Raw genomic sequence first — 22,364 nt, 5'->3', positions numbered from 1 at the left:
TTAAAATATTTAATTACCTCTAATAGCCTTTAAATATTCACCTATTGGGATATCAAATCCGAGACCAAGAAAAATATGCTCACCGATTGGCTCATCTTCAATAAAAGGTAAACCAGCTATAAAGTTAACATCTAATGCATTATAGAATCGCATTCCGATACCAAATCCAATATGCGGATAATTAAAATTATCATCCGTTGTAAGATTTGCAATATTATATAACAAACCAGATCCATATACTAACCCATATATTTGATTGACAAATGGATTTACTCGATGCTCTTTATCATAAGAATTGATAGAGGATGTTGCGAAATTTTTTGGTACTCTATCTGTGTATGTTTTTAGTTTAAATTTATAACCCAATTTTTCAGAAGCAAAACCGACTGAAGTCAAACTTTTGTCTGAAGCATCAGACTTATACTCAGATAATAAAACGTTCTGGCTAATTCCAAGAGTAAAATAAAGTTCATTCTTACCACTTTCTTGTGCATTGTTATATCTATCAATAAACGTATTAAGTAGAGACAAAAGATCTATTTCTATAATATTATCCTTTTTATTAATAATAGTGTATTTCTCAAGAGAATTAATGAGCTTTTCATAAATATTCTTGAATTTACAATACTTTCCATCTTCATCTAAAACCGCATTTATTTTTCTCTTCTGCTCTCTTTTTGTTAAGTCTTTCCATTGCGGTTGATTTATGTTTTTCAGCGAATCTCTTATTATATTTTTTCTATTATCAAGCTCACTACCTGAATAACATTTATAGCGACTCATAGATGATAATATATAGTTATGAGTGATATCAAGTAATTGTAGTACTTCTGCAAAAGTTTCAGATTGATCGAGTTTATTTATATTACTTATAAATTCTAAAAAAGCCCGAGCGATATTACTCGTCTCCCCTATTTTTTCATGATTAAGTACATTGATTATATCCATTACATTGTCCGGGCGTCGTAGATACTTTAAAACGGGTATGGCTGCTCGTATATTTGTAATTATATTATTCAGTACTCTATCATCCACTGAATCAGTTATGTAAATTTTAGCCTTTACTAATCGTTCTAAAACTTCATTTTCCAGATAAAGTATGTCATCTATAGTCAGTACTTCTTTTTTAGAAAGCTTTTGTATATTATGGTATAGATTAGATAAAAAATCAGCATTTTCATATAGAAAAACGTCATCAATTTTTTTTAGGTTTTTTTCCAATAAATCGTTAGAAACTTCTTTTAACAAGATTTGGACAATTCTTGTATTTCTGTTTTTGTCAACCTTGATATTACCCTCAACGATTTTAAATATCGAGTCGTGCTCTGAAATGTCAATCATATCTAAAAACTTGACATCTTTTGTAGAGGTAATGCTATTCTGTATATCCACTATTGCGTTGACAACATTAGTATTGTAGTTAAAATAATTCTTTAAATCTTCTAATGTATATCCTTCATCCCTCAGTTTTGTAAATCGGTTTTTATTCAAACTAGAGTCGTTTGAATATTTATTATACAAGCCTTCAACTGTTGTAGTATATAATTCAATTTCAGTTTTAGCCTCAAAAAGTTTATCTAAATTTGGCATTTGTTCTCCCAATTGAATCCAACTATTTTTATAGACTATAAAAGTAGAATCATATTTTTTTAGAGCTTTATTGTAACTTTCTAAATCAGTAAGCAGTTTTTCTAAATTCTTTTTATTTTGCCTAATTTGCCATCTTAACTTAGTGTTGTTAAAGTAATTTCTAATTTCTAATGAATCCGGTGGATTTATAGAAACCACTTCATTTTCTATCGCATTTATTGAAGTCTTGTAAAAATTTTTATCAACATTATCAAATTTTGATGCTTTAATTGGAATCGCTTCAATTATTGATGTTAATTTATCATTAACTAATATATCTTCAACTTGTAATAGCGCTAATAATTTTTCTAAATTATGTTTAGCCATATAATTTTTGAATAACGTATTACTGCTATAAAGTTCTTCGTTTATACTTTTAAGATAGTCTCTTTTTAATTCATCAAGACTCTTATATACTTTATTTTCTAGTATATCGTTTATGTATCTGTAGCTTAGTAGAAGTTCATCAATTGTCTTATTTATGGCTTCTATTATATTTGCAAAATCAACATCAAGATTCTTGTGTGCAAAATATCTTTTATACAGTTGACTGTTTTCATAGTTAATAGCAGAATCAAAATCAAAAAAGCCTCTTTTTTTCAATTTTTGATTACCGCTAAGAGCCGTACCTATTATATCGATAAAAAGTTGACTTTTTTCTGCAGAGTTTAAGGTATATACCTCACCATTCTTTGCTGCGGAATCCAATATTACTTTAAACAACTCATACATAGAAGGTTCTGGTTTAGCACCATCACTACTTTTATCTGTTTTACCTTTTTTTTCTGTTCTTATATTGAGCTCGTATAATATTTTTGAAAATCCAACTACCAAAGCATAATTTGTTGCTAGCTCCAATAGTTCTTTTTCCACAATATTCTGATTCTGCTCATCAACAATCGTAATTATAGCATTCTGCACAAATAGTTTTAATGTGTAATTGTTTGGTGGAAGTTGATCAAAAACATAACGTTTTAATCCCTCCCTTTTTAATTCATTTTGTTTTCGAACAATAATTTTTTCTAGAGCTTTTACATCAATAGTTCCTTTTCCAAACGTTAGGCTCTCAAGCCCCACAGAGAGCGTAGGATCATGGTTTTCTTGAGAAGTTAAATTTATAGGACAAATTAATAGTAGGAAAAGAATGGAGCCAACGAAAATGTTAAGAGTTTTCATAATCCGTATAGTTTAGTTGGTTAATAATCAAAATTAATAGCAAGCACCACAGCAAACCATACCCAACAAAGGGTATATTTTACAGTTCGGTGCAGTCAACAACGAATTATTTTTGAGAGTGCCGCTAAGGATGCAGCGCAATGTGAATATTTTTTAAGTTAGTAAAAAATGTAAAATGCTGGTTTTAAATTAGATGACCTGCTTAATTTAGCTATGCAAAAGCAGTAATTTGTAGGTTTATAGCTAAAAGTTAGATTATTTATAACAATTTCGCTTATTAAATTGATCAGACCGTTGCCTGACCTTTGCTTGACCATTGCTTGACCATTGCTAAGGACTACATCTGTAGTCAATAATAAAAGGATGAAGCAAACTATAAAAGTCAATTTGGTTTTATTGTCAATTTCAGATCATCACAAGTACGTATATTTTACCAGGACCTTTTTCGGGAGTGATTTTAACTTCATTTTATCGTAGATTTTAAATATATTGAATCAACTTTGTTACAAACAGTGCTCAACGTCATGAATCGAAGAAAATTAATTGAAGTAATTAAAAACCAAAAAGAGGACGTTAAAATATCCTCTACCCTAAAGTTAGAGTCGCAACGATTTACGCAATTAATTTGTAATACTTTCTTTGACAGTGAAACGGATACCGAAAAGTCCTTGGTTGAGGTTAAGGCTTTATTCAGAAAAATAAGAGACATTGCTTGCCCAGAAATTGCAGGACAACCTTGTAAAACATGGGACGATTTTATTGATGGCATCCCAGATTTGTTTTGCAATTTAAAAAAAGATGCAGAGGCAATTTATAACAATGACCCAGCTGCTGAATCCCTCAGTGAAGTTTACTTAGCCTATCCTGGTTTTTTTGCTATTTCGGTTTATAGAATGGCGAAAGAATTTCATCGTTTAGGATTACCACTGATTCCTAGGCTGATGACAGAATATGCACATCAACAAACCGGAATAGATATTCATCCAGGCGCTGATATAGGTGAATCCTTTTTTATAGATCATGGCACTGGTGTGGTAATTGGTGAAACTGTAACTATTCAAAATAATGTCAAAATATATCAAGGTGTGACATTAGGTGCATTAACTGTCAAAAAAGCACTTAGAAATATAAAGAGACACCCTACCATTGAGAACAATGTGATTATCTATGCCAATGCCACCATTTTGGGTGGTGACACTATCATTGGTGAAAACAGTATTATTGGCGGAAATGTATGGCTAACGCAATCAGTGCCTAAAAACTCTCTAGTTACCCATAGCCCACAAATTGAAATAATTCCAATGAAATTATGAGTAATTCTATATTAGGTCAGATTGGAAATACACCAATTGTAAAATCGCTGGTTTTAAATACCAATCCAAACGTTGAACTTTACTTTAAATTAGAAGGTGATAATCCAGGCGGCAGTGTAAAAGATCGTGCGGCTTATAATATGATTAAAACAGCTTTAGATTCAAAGGCAATCACAAAATCCACAAAACTCATTGAGGCTACCAGTGGCAATACAGGCATTGCATTAGCCATGATTGCAGGTGTTTTTGGATTAGATATTGAACTAGTAATGCCAGAAACTGCCACCAGAGAGCGCGTACAGACCATGAAAGCTTATGGTGCAAAAGTAACATTGCATCCAGATGGTATAGAAGGCGCTCGCGATTATGCAGAAAATAAGGTAACCAACGAAGGTTTTTATTCATTTAATCAATTTGCTAACGATGCTAACTGGCAAGCTCATTACAAAACCACGGGACCTGAGATATGGAGAGACACAAATGGAGCAGTAACACACTTTGTTTCATCTATGGGTACTACTGGCACTATTATGGGCACTTCCACGTATTTAAAAGCGCAGAACGAATCCATTCAAATTATCGGTGTTCAACCAACTGATGGATCTAGTATTCCAGGCATACGCAAATGGCCACAAGAATACTTGCCGAAAATTTTTAATTCTTCCAAAGTAGATCGTATTTATGAGGTTAGCCAAGAAGAAGCCATTGTAATGGCCAGACGATTAGCTAAAGAAGAAGGCATTTTTGCTGGCATGAGCAGTGGTGGCGCAACTACAGTAGCGCTTAGGCTAGCCAAAGAGTTAAAAGAAGGTGTGATCGTTAGCATCATCTGTGATCGTGGTGATCGTTATCTATCTTCAGACCTTTTTGAATAAAACCCTGTGGTAAATAATGACTTGGCCATTTCTAATTTTTATCTAAAAATTGTATATTCGTACATATAAATTTGTGAACACAAACCGAACACGATTTGAACACGATTTAACATTTTTGTAAATTTTTAAATTACTCATTATCAGTATTTTACAAGCTGATTTTGTAAATTCATAACCCGGAGGTCTCGAGTTCAAATCTCGATCTCGCTACAGCAGTAAAAGTCCAGCACGAAAGTGTTGGGCTTTTTTTATGACTTCTATTGAAACTACTCCATAAATTATTAGGTTTAATAACTAGGTTATGTTTTACTAAGTATTCTAATTTATAACTCAAGGAAATTAACCGTGAAATCAATATTAACTCTTTAGTTTTTCAGATTAAATAATATCTAAGCGTACGATTATATAAGTATATTTTGATATTATAATGCATTTCATCGGTTTTTTTATGCGTTTTATAGATATTTTTAATATAATTTATATATTGCACTCAACATAAATTTCATTTAACCCCAAATCTGATGAAAAAAATTACTTTGTGGCTTTTGGCCTGTATGCTATTGTCAACAGCCTTCTCTCAAGAGCTTCAAAAAAGAGAAGTTGACAATTTACTCAACACTCAAGGAGAACTGACTTTCAATTTCAAAATTGAAACTAAAGAACAGCTAAAATCGTTATCAAAAACTTTAACGATTGTAAACTTTAATAGTAATACAAAAGAAGTTAAAGCATGGGCTAACCAAGAGCAATTTGAAAACTTCTTGACAATGAATATCTCCTATAAAGTATTTGAAGAAGATAACGATATTAATGAAAGATTAATGTCAGACGACATAAGTGTATTTTCAAGAGCTCCGAAGCCAGGATATACATTAGAGTTCCCTTTGACGGCCTATCCAACCTATGCAGACTATGCTTCTCAAATGCAAAATTTTGAAACTGAGCACTCAGACATTGTTGACTTTTTTAGCATTGGTACAACAGGCCAAGGTGATAAGGAAATTCTATTTGTTAAGATCTCTGATAATATCTCTACTGATGAAGCTGAACCAAAATTATTATATACATCATCTATGCATGGTGATGAAATAGCAGGTTATCCTATGATGTTAAATCTCATCGATTATATAATAACGGCTTACAAAGACAACACACATCCCGACCATACAAGGATAGCAGATCTTGTTAACGGTTCAGAAATTTGGATCAATCCTAATGCAAATCCAGACGGTACCTATCATTTAAGTACTGATAATACTTCGGTTGCAAACGCAAGAAGAGGTAACGGCAACAATGTAGACTTAAATAGAAACTACCCAGACAATTTAGGTGGAGCACATACAGATGGTGAAGTTTATCAAGCTGAGACGTTAATGTTTATGCAATTAGCAGAAGATAATCACTTTGTAATATCTGCAAATTTTCATGGAGGTATAGAATTGGTAAACTATCCTTGGGATAATACTTATGATAGACATCCTGATGACTCGTGGTTTATATTAACAGCTGGAGAATACAGAGATAATGCACAAAACGATGGGCCTGCAGGATATATGGATGATGAAAATAATGGAATTACTCACGGTGCCGATTGGTATTTAGTTAATGGTGGGCGACAAGACTACATGAATCACGATCACCAATGTAAAGAGGTAACAATTGAATTATCAAACACAAAAAAACCACCAGCCAATCAGTTAGATGATTTCTGGAATTATAATCGAGAGGCATTATTAGATTATTTAACTCAAGGAACATATGGTTTTAGAGGTATGGTAAAGGATGTCAATACCGGCAATCCTATTGAAGGAGCAACTATTAAAGCTGTAGGCCATGATGATTTAGGTTCATGGACCGTTTCTGATGTAGATGGTGACTATTACAGACCAATTTACGGAGGTACCTACGACCTTATCTTCGAGGCTCCATGCTATCAATCTGTAACATTATCGTCAGAAACCATTAGTAATTATCAAACTAAAATACTTGCAGACGTATTGATGACTCCTTTAACACCTACAGTTCCTGGGAGTTTAAATGCAACCAATATAGTGTCATCTTCTGCTACTTTAAGCTGGTCTTCTGCCACAGGATCTAGTTATGATTTAAGATATAGAGAAGTTGGCTCTGGTACTTGGGAGGAAGTTTTAGATATAGATTCAGATTCTTATAGTTTAACAGGATTGAACCCAGAAACAAATTACGAATATGAAGTACGTTCTAACTGTGGAACAAATTCATCGGCATATTCACCGACAGAAAATTTCACTACTGCTGTAGTTTCATATTGCGCTGCTCAAGGTAATAACATAAATGATGAATATATTGGAGAAGTTAGCTTAAATGGAACTGCTAACAATTCTCTAGGTACTACATCTTCCGGATATTCAAATTACAGAGGTTCTTCCATTTTTAGTCCAATAGAAATTGGTAGTACGGGAAACACCATTTCTGTTATGAAGTATTGGGAAACTACTCAGTATAATGAAGCGGTTTCTGTTTGGATAGATTATGACCAGGACGGAATATTTACTAACGCTGAAAAGATACTTGAAGCAGGAGCTTACATTAACCCACAAACAGTATCAAATACGTTTACAGTACCAAATTCTGCAAAAACAGGAGATACTGTTATACGTGTTATTATGAAATACTACAACAACGCTAATGAAGGCACAAATCAAACAGATCCTTGTGAAACTTTTGCTTATGGTGAAGTTGAGGATTATACAGTTAATTTATTTGATCAAACTTTAGGTTTAGAAAATAATAATATTAAAAATATCAAAATATACCCTAATCCATTTAGTAATACAATTGATATAATAGTACCAAGTAATATCTCTGATGATAACGTTTTAGTAACTATATATGATGTATTAGGTAGAACCGTTTATAATCAAAGTGCAAAATCAGTAAATCAAACTATCAAACTATCGTCATTAAATCATTTAAAAGGTGGATCTTATATTTTGAAAATACAAAATTTAACCAAAAACCAAACCCTTGTTAAACAGTTAGTTAAACAATAAGAAATATTTAAACCTCTTTAAAAAAGCTCAGTTTTTGTAAAAATTGAGCTTTTTTTATCACCCTGATTATTAATCATTTAAAAATTAAAATTGCATTTCATCGATTATTTTTGCTGTTTATGGAATAATGTTCTATGTTTGGTGCATAAATTTAGTCCCAAACTAAACTTAACCGCTTATGAAAACTATTACTCTAACCCTAGATAGGTATGCACTAATTGTATGTGCTATTCTTTTTACCACATCCATCTATTCCCAGACTTGCGGAACTACAATTTCGAGTTATCCTTATTCTGAAAATTTTGAATCTGGTGTAGGTTCATGGACACAAGACACTGGAGATAATATAGATTGGACAAGAGATTCAGGTGGAACTCCATCTGGAAGCACAGGCCCAAGCACGGGAAATGGAGACACATGGTATATGTATGTTGAAGCTTCGGGTAATGGAAGTGGCTTTCCAAACATGGTTGCCAATTTTGAAAGCCCATGTTTTGATATAACGTCTGAATCTAATGCATATTTTAGTTATAGCTACCATATGTATGGTGTAGATATGGGCACTTTAAATGTAGATATAAGTACAGATAATGGCTCAACGTACCCAACGACCCTAAGAACTTATTCAGGAAATTTGGGAAACACCTGGAATACTGATCTTATAGATTTATCATCATATGTCGGTCAAACAATCAAACTAAGATTCAATGCAACAACGGGTACAAACTATAGAAGTGACTTTGCTATAGATAATGTAAGTTTTACCACAACACCAAGCTATTGTGCATCTAATGGTAATAATACCAACGATGAGTATATTGGTAGATTTCAATTGAACACCATAGACAACTCTTCAGGTGTTGGTACTACAAGTACAGGGTATTCTGATTTTACGGCAATTTCGACCAGCCTCACTCAAACAAATAACTATACATTTACAATTACCCCTACTTGGCCAGGTACAACCTATGCAGAAGGTTATGCCATTTGGATTGATTATAATCAAGATTATGACTTTGCGGATGCTGGTGAATTAGTTTTCACTCAATCAGCAACGACAGCAACTCCTATCTCAAGTAATTTCACTATACCATCTGGTGCCACTTTAGGAAACACAAGAATGAGAGTTTCCATGAAGTATAACGGAATTCCTACAGAGTGTGAGTCTTTTGGGTATGGAGAAGTAGAAGATTACACCATAAACATAGTAAGCGCTACACCTCAACCAGAAATAAATATTACAGGTAATGGTTCAACAATTGTTGATGGAGATGTTACACCAGCTGTGAGTGATGACACTGATTTTGGTAGTGTCGCTACCTCTGGAGGGACGCAAGTAAACACATTTACAATTCAAAACACAGGAACTTTAAATTTAAATTTAACCGGTGGATCACCTTACGTTAATATTACTGGTGCCAATGCAGCAGATTTTACAGTAACGGCAATTCCAGCAACGCCAATTGCAGCAAGCGGATCAACAACATTTCAAATTACATTCAATCCAAGTGCAAATGGACTTAGAACAGCTTCTGTTTCTATAGCAAATAATGATAGTGATGAAAATCCATACAACTTCGATATACAGGGAACAGGGTTTACACCTGCACCAGAAATAAATATTCAAGGTAATGCCACTACTATTACTGATGGAGACGTAACACCTACAACTGCAGATGACACCGACTTTGGTGCGGTATCAGTTACTGGCTCAACAGATACAAATACTTTTACTATTCAAAATGTTGGTACTGCAACATTATCTATTGGTGCAATCACTATTGGTGGTGCACACGCATCTGATTTTACAGTAACAGCCTCACCTGCCTCATCTGTAGCAGCATCTGGCAACACAACATTTGATATCACTTTTGATCCTAGTGCAGTAGGTCTAAGATCTGCTACAGTAAGTATAGTTAATGGTGATAGTGATGAAAACCCTTATAATTTTAATATTCAAGGTTATGGTGTTACACCTGGCACATGTTCGTCGACCGTATCATCATACCCATACTCAGAAAGTTTCGAAGCAGGCTTTGGGCTTTGGACACAAGAAATCAATGGTGTAGAAGACGATTTTGATTGGACAAGAAGAAACAGTGGTACACCAACGTCTCAAACGGGCCCTAATGCCGCACAAGATGGAAGTTATTTTATTTATACCGAAGCTACGGGAAACCTTAATACAACAGCAAGATTAGTAAGCCCTTGTTTTAATTTAACAGGTACAGACAACCCAAGATTTACTTTTTTCTATCACATGTATGGAAATAATGGAACAACCAATTATATGGGTGATTTAACTGTAGAAATTAGCACAGATAATGGCTTATCATATTCAAGTGTATTGTACAGTGCATCTGGTTATGCCCAACCAAGTGATAACTCATCATTTACACCTATAGGTGTGGACTTAAGTAGTTATGTGGGTCAAACTGTTAAAATAAGAATTGGTGGAGATATATTGGGTGATGACCGAAGTGATATGGCAATTGACTTGGTTTCAATGGTAGATAAGGCCAGCCCTACCGTTGCGCCGGGCGGTGTAACATCAGGTTTAGCTCTGTGGTTAAAATCTGACGACGGACACAGTTATACAGATGGACAAAGCGTTACGGCTTGGCAAGATCAAGGACTTGGTTCAGATGCTAGAGTTCAAAATAGTTCCCAAGCTCCAACATATCGAGATAACACAACACAGAATGTCAATTTTAATCCAGTGATTGAGTTTGATAATTCTTATGGAACATACACCGAAGACACAGATTACTCACACGACGATACGGGCTCTGAATTCCTATCAGGTGATTATGGCTTCTATACTCAAGATATTTTTATAGTTCTTATACCAGATGACACGCCCATCAATAACTCTTTTGGCTTTATGGATGTCTTTTGTAGTGATGCCCACCTCCATACTGCTGCTGAAGATGCAACCGGAATTGGTTTCGGCTTTTATACAGGTAGAGTAGATGGTGAAATCATTTGTTATGCACATGATTCTTACACGCAAGGGCAAACACCACCAGATGGCTATGCAGTAGCAGAAATCGGTACAGGGTCTAGTTATGACAATGTCGGAATTATAAACACAAGAAACAACAGCGCAAATACACAACAAGAGTTATATTATAATGCCAATGATATTGAAACCACTCAAAACGACATTGCAGAATACATGAATACCAATGATTCGAGATGGTGGATTGGACGAAGTGAAGGTTGGGAATCATCCTTAAATGCAAGAGTTGCTGAGGTTATCACATATTCTTCAAGAAAAACTGATGCAAACTTAACACAAGAACGTAATAGAATTCAGTCTTATTTAGCTATAAAATATGGTATTACTCTCGGCGTTAATGGTACTTCACAAGATTATGTAGATAGCGATGGTACAGTAATTTGGGACCAATCAGTTAATTCAGGGTATAATTATGATATTGCTGGTATCGGTAGAGATGATAATTCTGATTTAAACCAAAAACAATCTAGAAGTGTTAATAACGCTACTGATGGCACAGGCAGAATTGAAGGGGTTCTTACCATGGGACTAACTGATATTTACGACACAAATAACCTAAACAAGTCAACAAACCCTACAACCTTTAACGATAAAGAGTTTTTAATGTGGGGAAATAATGGTGCAGATTTAAATCTTGCTGCTTCAGTAGTCACGGTAAACATGAGTGCTGGTATTACTCCTGCCCTAACTACAGATGTTAGTTTTACTGCTATGCAACGTGTTTGGAAAGTGGTTGAAAACGGTGGAGATATCCCTTCTGTAAAAGTTAGAATTCCTCAAAATGCTATAAGAAATATTTCACCTCCTGGTAGTTATTACATGTTTATTTCTAGTACCGGTGTATTTGATCCTACTGCAGATTATAGAGTAATGACCTCTGATGGCAATGGAAATTTAGAGGCCGAATATGATTTTGATGGTACTAAGTACATTACTTTTGGTTACGCTCCTCAAGTAGTTGTTGAACGCTCAGTATACTTTGACGGAGCTGTAGATTATATAGACATGGAGGATAACTTGGATTTAGATCCAACTGGTTTTACTATTTCTGCTTGGGTAAAGCGTGATGCAGCTGATACTGGTACCAAGTCTATTGTTTCAAAAAGACCTACTTCTTTTAATGTTGTAACACAAGGCTATGAACTTGTAATTTTAGATAATAATAGGATACAAATAAATTGGAGAAACGGAGCGTTACAAAACCTAACAACCTATAACTCCATTCCTGACGACGAATGGCACCATGTTGCGGCTATTTATGACGGTTCAACCATATCTATATATATAGACGGTGTATTAGACAATTCAGCATCTAGAACAGCGCCTGTAGCAACAGATCATTCATTCCTCATAGCTGCAGCTGGAAAAGGCACTATAACACAACACTTTAGAGGCAATATAGATGAAGTTAGAATATGGGATACCAATTTAACGGAAGATCAATTACGATTTGTAATGAATCAAGAAATTGAAGATAATGCAGGTCAGGCAATGGGTAAAGAACTCCCTACTACCATTACAAAACATGATATTGATGCCGTGCCATGGAATGATTTGGCTGGCTATTACCCAATGTCAGTTTATACGTATACCAATACAGATGACGCATCAGGGAAAGGAAATCAAGGTGCACTGAGAAACTTAGATACCGTAGATAGACAAACAGCTCCATTACCTTATGAGTCTACACAAGATGGCGATTGGGATACAAAAGCAACATGGGCAAATGGTAGTTTACAATACATACCTGGTTCAGCTTCAATTGTTGACCCATCAATTACAGTAAATTGGAATATTGTTAGAACATCTCACAATGTTACGATGGATAATTCTTCATTACCTGGTGGTAACAATGACAATAGAGAGTTACTCGGACTATACATAGATGCCAATGAATTAACAGTAAGTGGAGACAATGCCACTGATACAGGTAATGGAATTACAGTTTCTCACTATATGAGATTAACAGGTAAATTAGATTTAGAAGGGGAATCTCAATTGATTCAAGAAACAGGTAGTAATTTGCTGGTTGACGCTACTGGTGAGCTTGAAAAAGATCAACAAGGTACAGCTGACACATATACCTATAACTATTGGTCTTCACCAGTCGGTGAAACTGATATGGCGACAAATGATCACCGTTACACTGTACAGGATGTTATGTTCGATGGTACTAACGGAGTTAATTTCTCAAGTTCAGGACTTGACGGAGCAGCAACCAGTCCTATTAGAATTGCAGATTACTGGATATGGAAATTTGCCAACTTAACAACTGATGATTATTCTGCATGGCAACACGTAAGACGCACAGGCACCATAAATGCAGGTGAAGGTTTTACAATGAAGGGTCCTGGAACAGGTTCAATACTCACAGAACAAAACTATGTGTTCTTAGGAAAACCGAATAATGGCGATATTACTTTAACCATCAATAGCGGTAACGATTATTTAGTTGGTAATCCTTATGCTTCTGCTATAGATGCGGACGAGTTTATTTCTGACAACACAGATACTTCTGGTACCCTTTATTTCTGGGAGCATTGGGGAGGAGGTTCCCATATACTACAAGAATATCAAGGAGGATATGCATTGTATAACCTTTCAGGTGGTGTGCCAGCTCCAGCGCCAGATCCAGATGTGGCTCAAGTAGGTGTAGGTACTAAGACACCTGGCAGATATATTCCTGTTAGTCAAGGTTTCTTTGTAAGTGGCATCAGTACTGGAACTATAAATTTTGAAAATGACCAACGTGTTTTCCAAAGAGAAGGTGGAGCAAGTTCTGTGTTTTTGAGAAATTCTCATACTTCAAACAACGATGTAGAAACAGATGATAGAATGAAGTTTAGAATTGGTTTTAACGCAAGTCACTCAATGCAATTGCACAGACAACTGTTATTGACCATTGATGAAAATACAACAACTGATGTAGATTGGGCTTATGATGCTAAGTTAAATGACAATCAAACAGATGACATGTTCTGGATAATCAATGATGAACAATATATTATCCAAGGAAGTAACGATGCAGAAATTTCTGCTGTTTATCCAATAGGTATTAAAGTTAATGAAGATGGTACAAATTCTATTACCATAGATGAATTAGAAAATGTACCAAGTGATATAAACATCTACGTCCATGATAAGGATCTAGAAGTTTATCATGACCTACGCGCTAGTGACTATGAAATTTTCCTAAACGCTGGTGAATATCTCGATCGTTTTGAAATCACTTTCGGAACAGCTGCTGATATACTTGGTATAGATGATGAAGCTAGCGAAAGTTTAGATGTGTTATACTCTAATGACAAAGAGAAAATCATATTAATAAACCCTAACCAAATAGAAGTAAAGTCGATTGAATTATTCAATGTATTAGGACAATCTATTCATACTATTGAAAATATTTCAGAGAGCGGTTACTCTGAATATGAAGTTAAGAATTTAAGTACTGGAACTTATATCATTAAGTTATATGCTGCAAGCGGTTCAGTATCGACGAAGAAAGTTTTAGTAAAGTAATTTTTTGCCCCAAATCTTAAATCTTAACCTCAAAAAAGCCCTGATTTGATCAGGGCTTTTTTATTTTATGAAATAATAAGGAAGTTATTCTAGCGCTTTTAACAAATCTCGAAACTCTAGTTTTTGTTGTTCGCCAGTAGCCATCTTTTTTAATGAATATGTATTGGACTTTAATTCTTCCTCACCTACCAAAACCACAAAAGGAATATTGCGTCGGTTGGCATAAGTCATTTGTTTTTTCATCTGCTTACCAGAAGCAACCGCATCAGGATATATTTCTGCTTTTATATTACTTTCTCTTAATTTAGATACAGCTTGTATTGAAGCCATAGCTTCTTCTTCACCAAAACTAATAAACAATACTTTTGTCGCTTCCGTAATCGTATCTGGAAAAAGGTTCAACTCCTCTAAAACCAAATAAATTCTGTCCAAACCAAAGCTAATCCCTACTCCGCTCATATCTTTCAATCCAAAGATTCCTGTTAGGTCATCATAGCGACCACCTCCACCAATAGAGCCCATTTTAACACCTTCTGGTGCGGATACTTCAAAAATGGCACCTGTATAATAGTTTAGTCCTCTGGCTAATGTAACATCCAGCTGAAGCTTGGCTGTTTTGAGTTTTAGTTTTGAAATAGCTGAATTAATGAATTCCAGTTCCTCTATTCCTGTTTTACCAATTTCTGAAGTACTTAAAATAGATTCTAAACTTTCTACCTGATCACCGAAATCTCCAGATAAAGAAAATAAAGGTTGAAGTTTGGCGATTCCATCTTCTGGAATGCCTTTGCTTCGCATTTCCTCTTTTACCTTCTCCTCTCCTATTTTATCTAATTTGTCTAAGGCTACCGTAAAGTCTATCAATTTGTCTTGTGCACCAATAACTTCGGCTATACCAGATAAAATCTTTCTATTATTGATTTTAATGGTTACACCTTCCAACTTTAACGCTGTAAAAACGGCGTCATACAACTGTACAAACTCCACCTCCTGAAATAAGGACTTAGAACCCACAACATCAGCGTCACACTGATAAAACTCTCTAAAACGTCCTTTTTGTGGACGGTCTGCACGCCAAACAGGCTGTATTTGGTAGCGTTTAAACGGAAACTCTATCTCATTTTGGTGCTGTACGACGTAACGAGCAAAAGGGACTGTGAGATCGTAGCGAAGGGCTTTTTCTGAGATTTTTGGAGTAATTGAACTTTCCGATTTAGAATTATAATCTTCATCAGAGATTTTCTTCAAATATTCACCACTATTCAAAATCTTAAAAATCAAGCGATCACCTTCATCTCCATATTTCCCCATTAAGGTTTCTGAGTTTTCAAAACTTGGTGTTTCAATAGGTTGAAATCCATAGAGCTGAAACTGTTCCTTAATCGTTTCCATAATATAGGAACGTTTTGCAACCTCTTCGGCATTAAAATCCCTGGTTCCTTTTGGTATACTTGGTTTTTTTGACATAACATTTCCCGTGAAAACGGAAATCTCTTTAAATGAAACTTAATTTAATTTGAATTCAATTGTCACACTAAGCGCAGTCGAAGTACTTTTTAATGAACAACACTGATGTGCCTCGACTGCGCTCAGCATGATAGCAGTTTAAAATTCAACATTCATCACAAAAATATTATAAATTTTAGAGGCATACCTAAGTAATTTCATTTTTATAGTAACTTTATGCGGTTTAGAACGTCTTATGGTTTTAAATAACCCAACTAACTTTAGATACAACTATGTTTTCACTGGCTAAAGAGAATATTAAAATTGCTTTCGGTTCTATTAAAAGTCAATTACTACGTACTATTTTAACGGTATTGATCATTGCTATTGGTATTATGGCTTTGGTAGGTATTCTAAGTGGTGTGTCAGCTTTAGAAAATACCATTTCAGGTAGTTTTTCTTCTATGGGTGCCAATACGTTCAATTTTCAACGTTATGAGTTTACCAATCAACGCCAAAGTAGTAGGGAACGTCAAAAGATAAATCCGGTTATTAATTACAGAAATGTAAAGGAATTTGAAGAAAACTACGATTATCCATTCACGAAGGTCGCAGTATCATTTATGGGTACTTTTGGTGCTGAGGTAAAGTACGAAAACCAAAAAACGGATCCTGAAGTAGCTGTAATTGGGTCTAATGAAAACTTTATTGAAAATTCTGGTCTCGAGGTAGCAAATGGTCGATCACTTAACTTTTTTGACATAGAAAACAGTAGCTCGGTCTGTGTTATTGGTAGTGATTTGCAAAAAGCATTGTTCCCAAATGAAAACCCAATTGACAAAACCATTAGCATAAGAGGCTCAAAATTTAAGGTTATTGGTGTGTTAAAGGAAAAAGGCTCAACCTTTGGAAACAACCAGGATTTAAGGGTTATTATGCCGATACAAAAGGCACGTTCTATTTTTACCAATCCTAATATCAATTACACGCTTAGTGTAAAAGTTGAAAAAAACGATATGCTAGAAGGAGCGCAAGAGGATGCTATCTTAACCTTTAGAAATATTAGAGGACTCAACCCAATAGAAGAGAATGACTTTGGCATTGAGCGAAGTGATGACTTATTGAATCGTGTAGCTGAAAATACCAGCACACTCTACATTGCAGCATGGATAATAAGTATCATTACAATTTTTGGCTCCACTATTGCCTTAATGAACATTATGCTAGTTTCCGTTAGTGAACGTACTCGAGAAATCGGTGTGCGAAAGGCTTTAGGTGCCAAACGCAGAACCATTGCCTTTCAATTCTTTATGGAAACTGTTATTATAGGTCAATTAGGTGGGATTTTAGGTATTTTTCTGGGTATTTTAATAGGTTGGGGCGTTGCCAAAGGGTTTGAACTCGATTTCTCCACACCTTGGATCGCTATGATTTGGGCAACGAGTATAGCCTTTATAGTTGCTGTGATTTCAGGGCTTTATCCTGCAACGAAAGCCGCACGTTTAGATCCTATTGAGTCTTTGAGATATGAGTAAAATTCCCCAATCACTTTTGTCACGCTGAACTTGTTTCAGCGCCTCAATAACAAACACAATATAATTGAAGGCTTAAGATTCTGAAACGAGTTCAGAATGACAATATTTTAACCTTTTATCAATTTCTCAAAATACTGAAACAGTTCCCCTTTTGTGATGTTTGCACCTTGCTGTATCAGTTTAAAAATATCTAAGTGTTTATCGTCTGAGTAGTCTTTTTTCGCATTGAAAAATTCGATATCGTCTGAGAGTAAATTATCTCTAAGCCACTGAAAACCATCTTTTGTAGTTAAATCGACCTTATTCTCTTTTAATTTTAATGCAATAAGATGCATATCTTTTTCCTTACACTTAAACAGATGAATCTGGTTTGGAGAGATATGTTCTAAATATTCAACTTTATCTAAAACTCCGTACCATACCAAATCGCTAAATACGTCAAGTTCTTGCTCAGCAGCTTCTGGTTTGTTCTTTTTTATATCTTCCCATTCATCAGCTGTAATGGACTGTGTTGCCAAAAAATTGATAAATTCTTGGTGTAATTCTTCAAATTGTTCTTTTGTTAATCTCGCGTACTTCATAATCTTATATCTTAATTAATCGCTTTATAAGCTTCAAATGGTCTGTCTGTTGCCAAAACATCTGCTCCAAATTTGTGCCAACGCTTGTACATCTCTTCGCCTCTAACTTCCGCTTGTTTGTCTAAGTTACCTAGAGTACCTAAAATGCAAACTATATTTTCATCATGCAACCTTTTGTACAATGACGCATTGGATATACGTGTTCCTGTAAAGGCTATCATATTTTCTATTGGAATTTCGGTTTGGAGCAATCTATCTAATTCCTCATGATTTCTTGCTGATACAGACAGCAACAATTCTGGTGCCAATTTGTAAGCAGATTGTGCCTGTACAACATCATAAGTAATTATAATACTATTGTCTTCTGCCTTCGCCTTTTTAATAGCATCAATCACATCTTTTTGACGCACGCTGCGTTTAATATCTACAGTTAAGATTGCATTATTTGTTTTGCACCAATCCAAAACCTCAGAAAACAATGGGATTTTAAAATTGGTTTGATTTCCGAAGTCATCAATGAGATTATAATTTTTTATTTCATCGTAAGTTAGATTCTTTACAGAGCCGCTTCCATTGGTAGTTCTATCTATGGAATTATCGTGCATTAGAATGAGCAGTCCGTCTTTGGTTTGAGCTACATCCACTTCAAAAATCGCCGAAATACTATCGTTTATATATTGTATGGTCTCTAAACAATTCTCAGGATAATTTTTTAAACCTTTTCCGCCACGATGTACGCTAATATTGGGATAATCAGATTTTGTAGCTCTAAATATCTCAACTGGTTTAGACTTTTCAGTGTAATTATTTTTATCACTCTTACAATTGGTAAAAACAAATAAAACAGATAGAAAAAGTATGTATTGTAGCTTAAATTTTTTCATAAAAAATGCGCCCTTAAACAAGAGCGCAAATTTAATTAATTATTATGTGTTTTGCGATTAGAAAATATATCTAATTCCGAATTGCGCCTGCCATCTAGACAATAAACTTACATCCGCACTAAATGTCTCTTCTAAATTACCGTCAAACGTGTAAGTTGGGTTATTGTTACCATCTACAGAAACTCCCAATGGTTGAATACTGTTAGGCACCTCAACAACTCCCCATTCACTATTAAGTAAATTACCAACGTTCAAGACATCTGCACTTAACTGAATGGTATGTGTTCTCTCACCTATCTTAAAGTTGAAATCTTGAAGAATTTTAATATCCCAACGACCTCTCCATGGAGATAGAGCACCATAACGCTCTGCATAACTACCTCGGTTTTCACTTAAATAATCATCTTGTTGAATATAGGCTTCAAAAGCTTCAGCTTGTCCTGCACCAGAAAAGTTCATTTGTTGTACCTCTCCACTGGTAGGAATGTATAATAAATCGTTGAAATTAGAGCCATCTCCATTTAAGTCACCACCATAAGTATAACTAAATCTTCCACCACGAGCATATTCAAAAAATGTTGAAATCGTAGTTGCAAATTTACCGTTGCCATATTCAAATTTCTTAGAACCTACACCTATAAATCGATGTTTGTCACCATATCTAGAATGAGATAACACATCATCATTGGCATTGCCAGAAATCGCATTACCAGCAAAAGCATCACCAGTAATTTCAGCTTCAATTGAATTAACATCTTTAGCATCTAAATAGTTATATGCTAAACTTGTATAAAATCCACCTTCAAAGGTTTTTTGAGCTTTTAACGTTCCATTCCAAATTCTTCCTTTATCAGAATTGGTAAATACATAAGCGTTAGTAGGTCCTCCGAACTCATTGGTTGCGATGTCTGAAGATTCATAAACCGGTCTGTTGTCAACACCTTGTAATGTACCAGAAGGATCATCCAATGCCCAATTTTGTACATGTGCACCATTGATATCTTTAGTGTATGAAATGTCTGCTGATAAGGTTAGACCATTTTCAAAACGATAATCTGCACCTATATTACTTCTCCAAACCTGTGGCCATTTAAAATCTGGATCAACCACTTGATAGAAGAAAAAGTCAACACCTTGTACTTGGTTACCTAACCATACAAATGGGAAACGACCTGTGAAAACACCTGTACCACCTCTAACTTGAGTGGTATTATCTCCATTTACGTCCCAATTAAACCCTAATCTCGGTGAGATCAATAATTCATTAGAAGGTAGTGTTGTAGAATCTAGATTAACCATCTCACCTGTATCAGGATCAAAATAATCTATCGTAGGCTGATAAGTACCTCCGGAGAAATCAGCAGGATTAAACGGACCACCTTTTCTATCTATATTTTCCCTGATTTTATCAGCGGTGTCAAAGTATAGCGGTCTATCGAATCTTATACCATAGGTCAATTTAAAGTCTTCGGTAATATTCCATTCGTCCTGAGCATAAAAAGCCAATTGTCCTACGTTAGTTTCTGCCAAAGCCCAACCGCCTGGATTACCTACACCAGCTGATTCTAACGCATTGTGATTGGCAATAGCCATATCAAATAAATCTTGATAAAAAGCGACTAAATTTGCTTCTGCACCAGGATCTCCGGCTGCATCCCTAAACGACTGAATATCTGCAGTTGGGAAAAACACTCCCTGAGCACCATAAGCTCCTAAATTAAATGAGTTATCAAACTCAAACTTTTCGTAAGAAATACCAAAAGTAAACGTGTGATCCCCTTTAACCATGTTTAGATTATTGGTAAACTGAAACACTTTTTGGTCTAGAGTATTATTGATAGAGAATGGTTCATGACCAGCAATAATATAGTTTGCACCTCCATTAGTTATAGTGATAGTTGGAGCTGGTGTAGAAAATGGATTTCTAAAGTCATCAAAATGTGTGTAACCTATTTGAAGTTTGTTACTTATACCTTCATCCAAGTCACTATTTAATTCTAGTTGAAAAGAATCAATGTTATTGTTTATTTGGTATCCAGCATTTTGAAATTGTAACTGATTTGGACCAGGCCCTCTAAAGCCTAATGCCGAAGGGTGTGCAGGTTGCTCTCTAGATGCTTCCAAAAAGTTGTATATAAAGGCAAGTCTGTTCTTGTCATTAATGTTCCAATCTAATTTAAAAATACCTTTTGTAGAGTTACTATCAAAAGTGAAACCCTCGAACGCTCCAGGATTGTAAAATTCACCATTTCCTATAGATACTTGTCTTAAGATATTATCAACCAGCATAAAATCGGATTCCAATACACTAGACTCGCCTGCTGCATTACCACCATTTCCTGGAAAGAAACCGTTAGTACCTAAATCCGTACGCTGATCTTTCTCAAAATTAATAAAGAAAAACAGCTTATTTTCTACCAAAGGCCCTCCAAGGCTAAAGCCAAATTGGTTTTGTTCTAAATCTGGCTGTAATACGTCATCACCATTTACTTGACTACCAGTAAGGCTTTCATTTCTAGAGAAACCATATACGGTTCCATGGAATTCGTTTGTTCCACTTTTAGTTACCGCATTAACACTTGCACCTGTAAAACCAGATTGGGTAACGTCATAAGGTGCTAACGATACTTGAATTTGTTCTATCGCATCCAATGAGATTGGCTGTGCTCCACTCTGCCCTCCTGGTGTTGGCGAATCTAACCCGAACGGATTATTAAAAATAGACCCATCTAATGAAAAGTTATTAAACTGATCGTTTCTCCCACCAAAAGAATTTCCTGTTGAAGATGGTTCTAAACGTGTGAAATCTGACGCAGATCTAGAAATGGTTGGTAATCTCGTAAGTTCCCTACGGCCAACACTTGTCTCCGCTCCTGTTCTATCACTACTAAATGTACCAGAAGAACTAGCTGTAATGACTACAGTATCTAATGCTTCATCACCAGGTGTCATTTGATGATCTATATTTTCTGTCTTACCTAAGGTTAAGTAAATGTCCGAGAATACTTTTTCGGTATAACCCACATAAGTTATGGTTACCGTGTAAGGACCACCGACCCTAAGGTTTAATAAATTGTAGCGGCCTTCAAAATTTGAAATCGCACCATACTTTGTACCTGTAGGTGTATGTATAGCTACAACATTTGCTCCAGGTAGTGGTTGTCCTTCTTCGTCTTGTATAAGACCTTTGATGTTAGATGTCGTTACTTGTGCATATGAAAACGATGCAAAAAGTAAGCAAATAACCAGAATTGAATGTTTCATGAGAAAGTTATGAATTAATTGTTTAGTGATTATTAGTTGACGTAAATTTAATAATAAAAAAAAGAGCCTCTAAAAAGAGACTCTTTAT

At 35.0% G+C, this 22,364-nt stretch carries 10 protein-coding genes; 5 read left to right on the top strand and 5 right to left on the bottom strand.

From position 1 onward, the window contains the following. Positions 1-9: 9 nt before the first annotated feature. Positions 10-2,805, bottom strand: a complete 2,796-nt coding sequence (locus tag F1003_RS11430; protein WP_155089558.1) for a hypothetical protein — start codon at positions 2,803-2,805, stop codon at positions 10-12. Between the two features lie 524 nt (positions 2,806-3,329). Here F1003_RS11430 and epsC point away from each other — a divergent pair. The 4 genes from epsC to F1003_RS11410 all read left to right on the top strand — a co-directional run bounded on the left by epsC (position 3,330) and on the right by F1003_RS11410 (position 14,566). Then, positions 3,330-4,118 carry a serine O-acetyltransferase EpsC gene (gene epsC, locus F1003_RS11425; RefSeq protein ID WP_155089557.1) on the top strand — a complete coding sequence of 263 codons (789 nt, stop codon included), beginning with the start codon at positions 3,330-3,332 and terminating at the stop codon, positions 4,116-4,118. Further along, positions 4,115-4,993: a cysteine synthase CysM gene (gene cysM / locus F1003_RS11420; protein WP_155089556.1), complete on the top strand. Its 879-nt coding sequence runs from the start codon at positions 4,115-4,117 to the stop codon at positions 4,991-4,993. The genes epsC and cysM overlap by 4 nt, the downstream gene beginning before the upstream one ends. Positions 4,994-5,514: 521 nt before the next feature. Then, positions 5,515-8,025: a M14 family zinc carboxypeptidase gene (locus F1003_RS11415; protein ID WP_155089555.1), complete on the top strand. Its 2,511-nt coding sequence runs from the start codon at positions 5,515-5,517 to the stop codon at positions 8,023-8,025. A 178-nt stretch (positions 8,026-8,203) separates the two neighbouring features. After that, complete coding sequence (locus F1003_RS11410) at positions 8,204-14,566, top strand: DUF8693 domain-containing protein (protein ID WP_155089554.1); 6,363 nt, start codon at positions 8,204-8,206, stop codon at positions 14,564-14,566. A gap of 84 nt (positions 14,567-14,650) precedes the next feature. On the opposite strand, the gene hisS is transcribed toward F1003_RS11410, so the two are convergent. Then, positions 14,651-16,033, bottom strand: a complete 1,383-nt coding sequence (gene hisS, locus F1003_RS11405; protein ID WP_155089553.1) for a histidine--tRNA ligase — start codon at positions 16,031-16,033, stop codon at positions 14,651-14,653. A gap of 272 nt (positions 16,034-16,305) precedes the next feature. On the opposite strand from hisS, the gene F1003_RS11400 reads away from it, so the two are divergent. Continuing rightward, on the top strand, positions 16,306-17,547 hold the full coding sequence (locus F1003_RS11400) for an ABC transporter permease (protein WP_155089552.1): 1,242 nt from the start codon (positions 16,306-16,308) through the stop codon (positions 17,545-17,547). Positions 17,548-17,654: 107 nt separating this feature from the next. Here F1003_RS11400 and F1003_RS11395 read toward each other — a convergent pair whose 3' ends face one another. From F1003_RS11395 to F1003_RS11385, 3 genes are read right to left on the bottom strand one after another with little or no spacing between them, the layout of a single operon-like run. Continuing rightward, positions 17,655-18,128 (bottom strand): DUF6495 family protein, encoded by a 474-nt coding sequence (locus F1003_RS11395; protein ID WP_155089551.1) that lies wholly within the window; start codon positions 18,126-18,128, stop codon positions 17,655-17,657. Between the two features lie 11 nt (positions 18,129-18,139). Continuing rightward, the gene (locus tag F1003_RS11390) at positions 18,140-19,012 is read right to left on the bottom strand and encodes a glycerophosphodiester phosphodiesterase family protein (RefSeq protein WP_155089550.1); all 873 of its coding nucleotides are present in this window, start codon (positions 19,010-19,012) and stop codon (positions 18,140-18,142) included. A gap of 57 nt (positions 19,013-19,069) precedes the next feature. After that, positions 19,070-22,276: a TonB-dependent receptor gene (locus F1003_RS11385; RefSeq protein WP_155089549.1), complete on the bottom strand. Its 3,207-nt coding sequence runs from the start codon at positions 22,274-22,276 to the stop codon at positions 19,070-19,072. Positions 22,277-22,364 lie beyond the last annotated feature (88 nt).

It is taken from the genome of Winogradskyella ouciana, assembly GCF_009709615.1.
Classification (GTDB): Bacteria; Bacteroidota; Bacteroidia; order Flavobacteriales; family Flavobacteriaceae; genus Winogradskyella; species Winogradskyella ouciana.
Note: the sequence above shows the minus strand (reverse complement) of the source record. Positions and strands in the feature narration are given on the sequence as shown.

Excerpts from the sequence above, each read along its gene's own strand:
- F1003_RS11430 (WP_155089558.1), bottom strand. The coding sequence starts at position 2,805 with ATGAAAACTCTTAACATTTTCGTTGGCTCCATTCTTTTCCTACTATTA.
- epsC (WP_155089557.1), top strand. The coding sequence starts at position 3,330 with ATGAATCGAAGAAAATTAATTGAAGTAATTAAAAACCAAAAAGAGGAC.
- cysM (WP_155089556.1), top strand. The coding sequence starts at position 4,115 with ATGAGTAATTCTATATTAGGTCAGATTGGAAATACACCAATTGTAAAA.
- F1003_RS11415 (WP_155089555.1), top strand. The coding sequence starts at position 5,515 with ATGAAAAAAATTACTTTGTGGCTTTTGGCCTGTATGCTATTGTCAACA.
- F1003_RS11410 (WP_155089554.1), top strand. The coding sequence starts at position 8,204 with ATGAAAACTATTACTCTAACCCTAGATAGGTATGCACTAATTGTATGT.
- hisS (WP_155089553.1), bottom strand. The coding sequence starts at position 16,033 with ATGTCAAAAAAACCAAGTATACCAAAAGGAACCAGGGATTTTAATGCC.
- F1003_RS11400 (WP_155089552.1), top strand. The coding sequence starts at position 16,306 with ATGTTTTCACTGGCTAAAGAGAATATTAAAATTGCTTTCGGTTCTATT.
- F1003_RS11395 (WP_155089551.1), bottom strand. The coding sequence starts at position 18,128 with ATGAAGTACGCGAGATTAACAAAAGAACAATTTGAAGAATTACACCAA.
- F1003_RS11390 (WP_155089550.1), bottom strand. The coding sequence starts at position 19,012 with ATGAAAAAATTTAAGCTACAATACATACTTTTTCTATCTGTTTTATTT.
- F1003_RS11385 (WP_155089549.1), bottom strand. The coding sequence starts at position 22,276 with ATGAAACATTCAATTCTGGTTATTTGCTTACTTTTTGCATCGTTTTCA.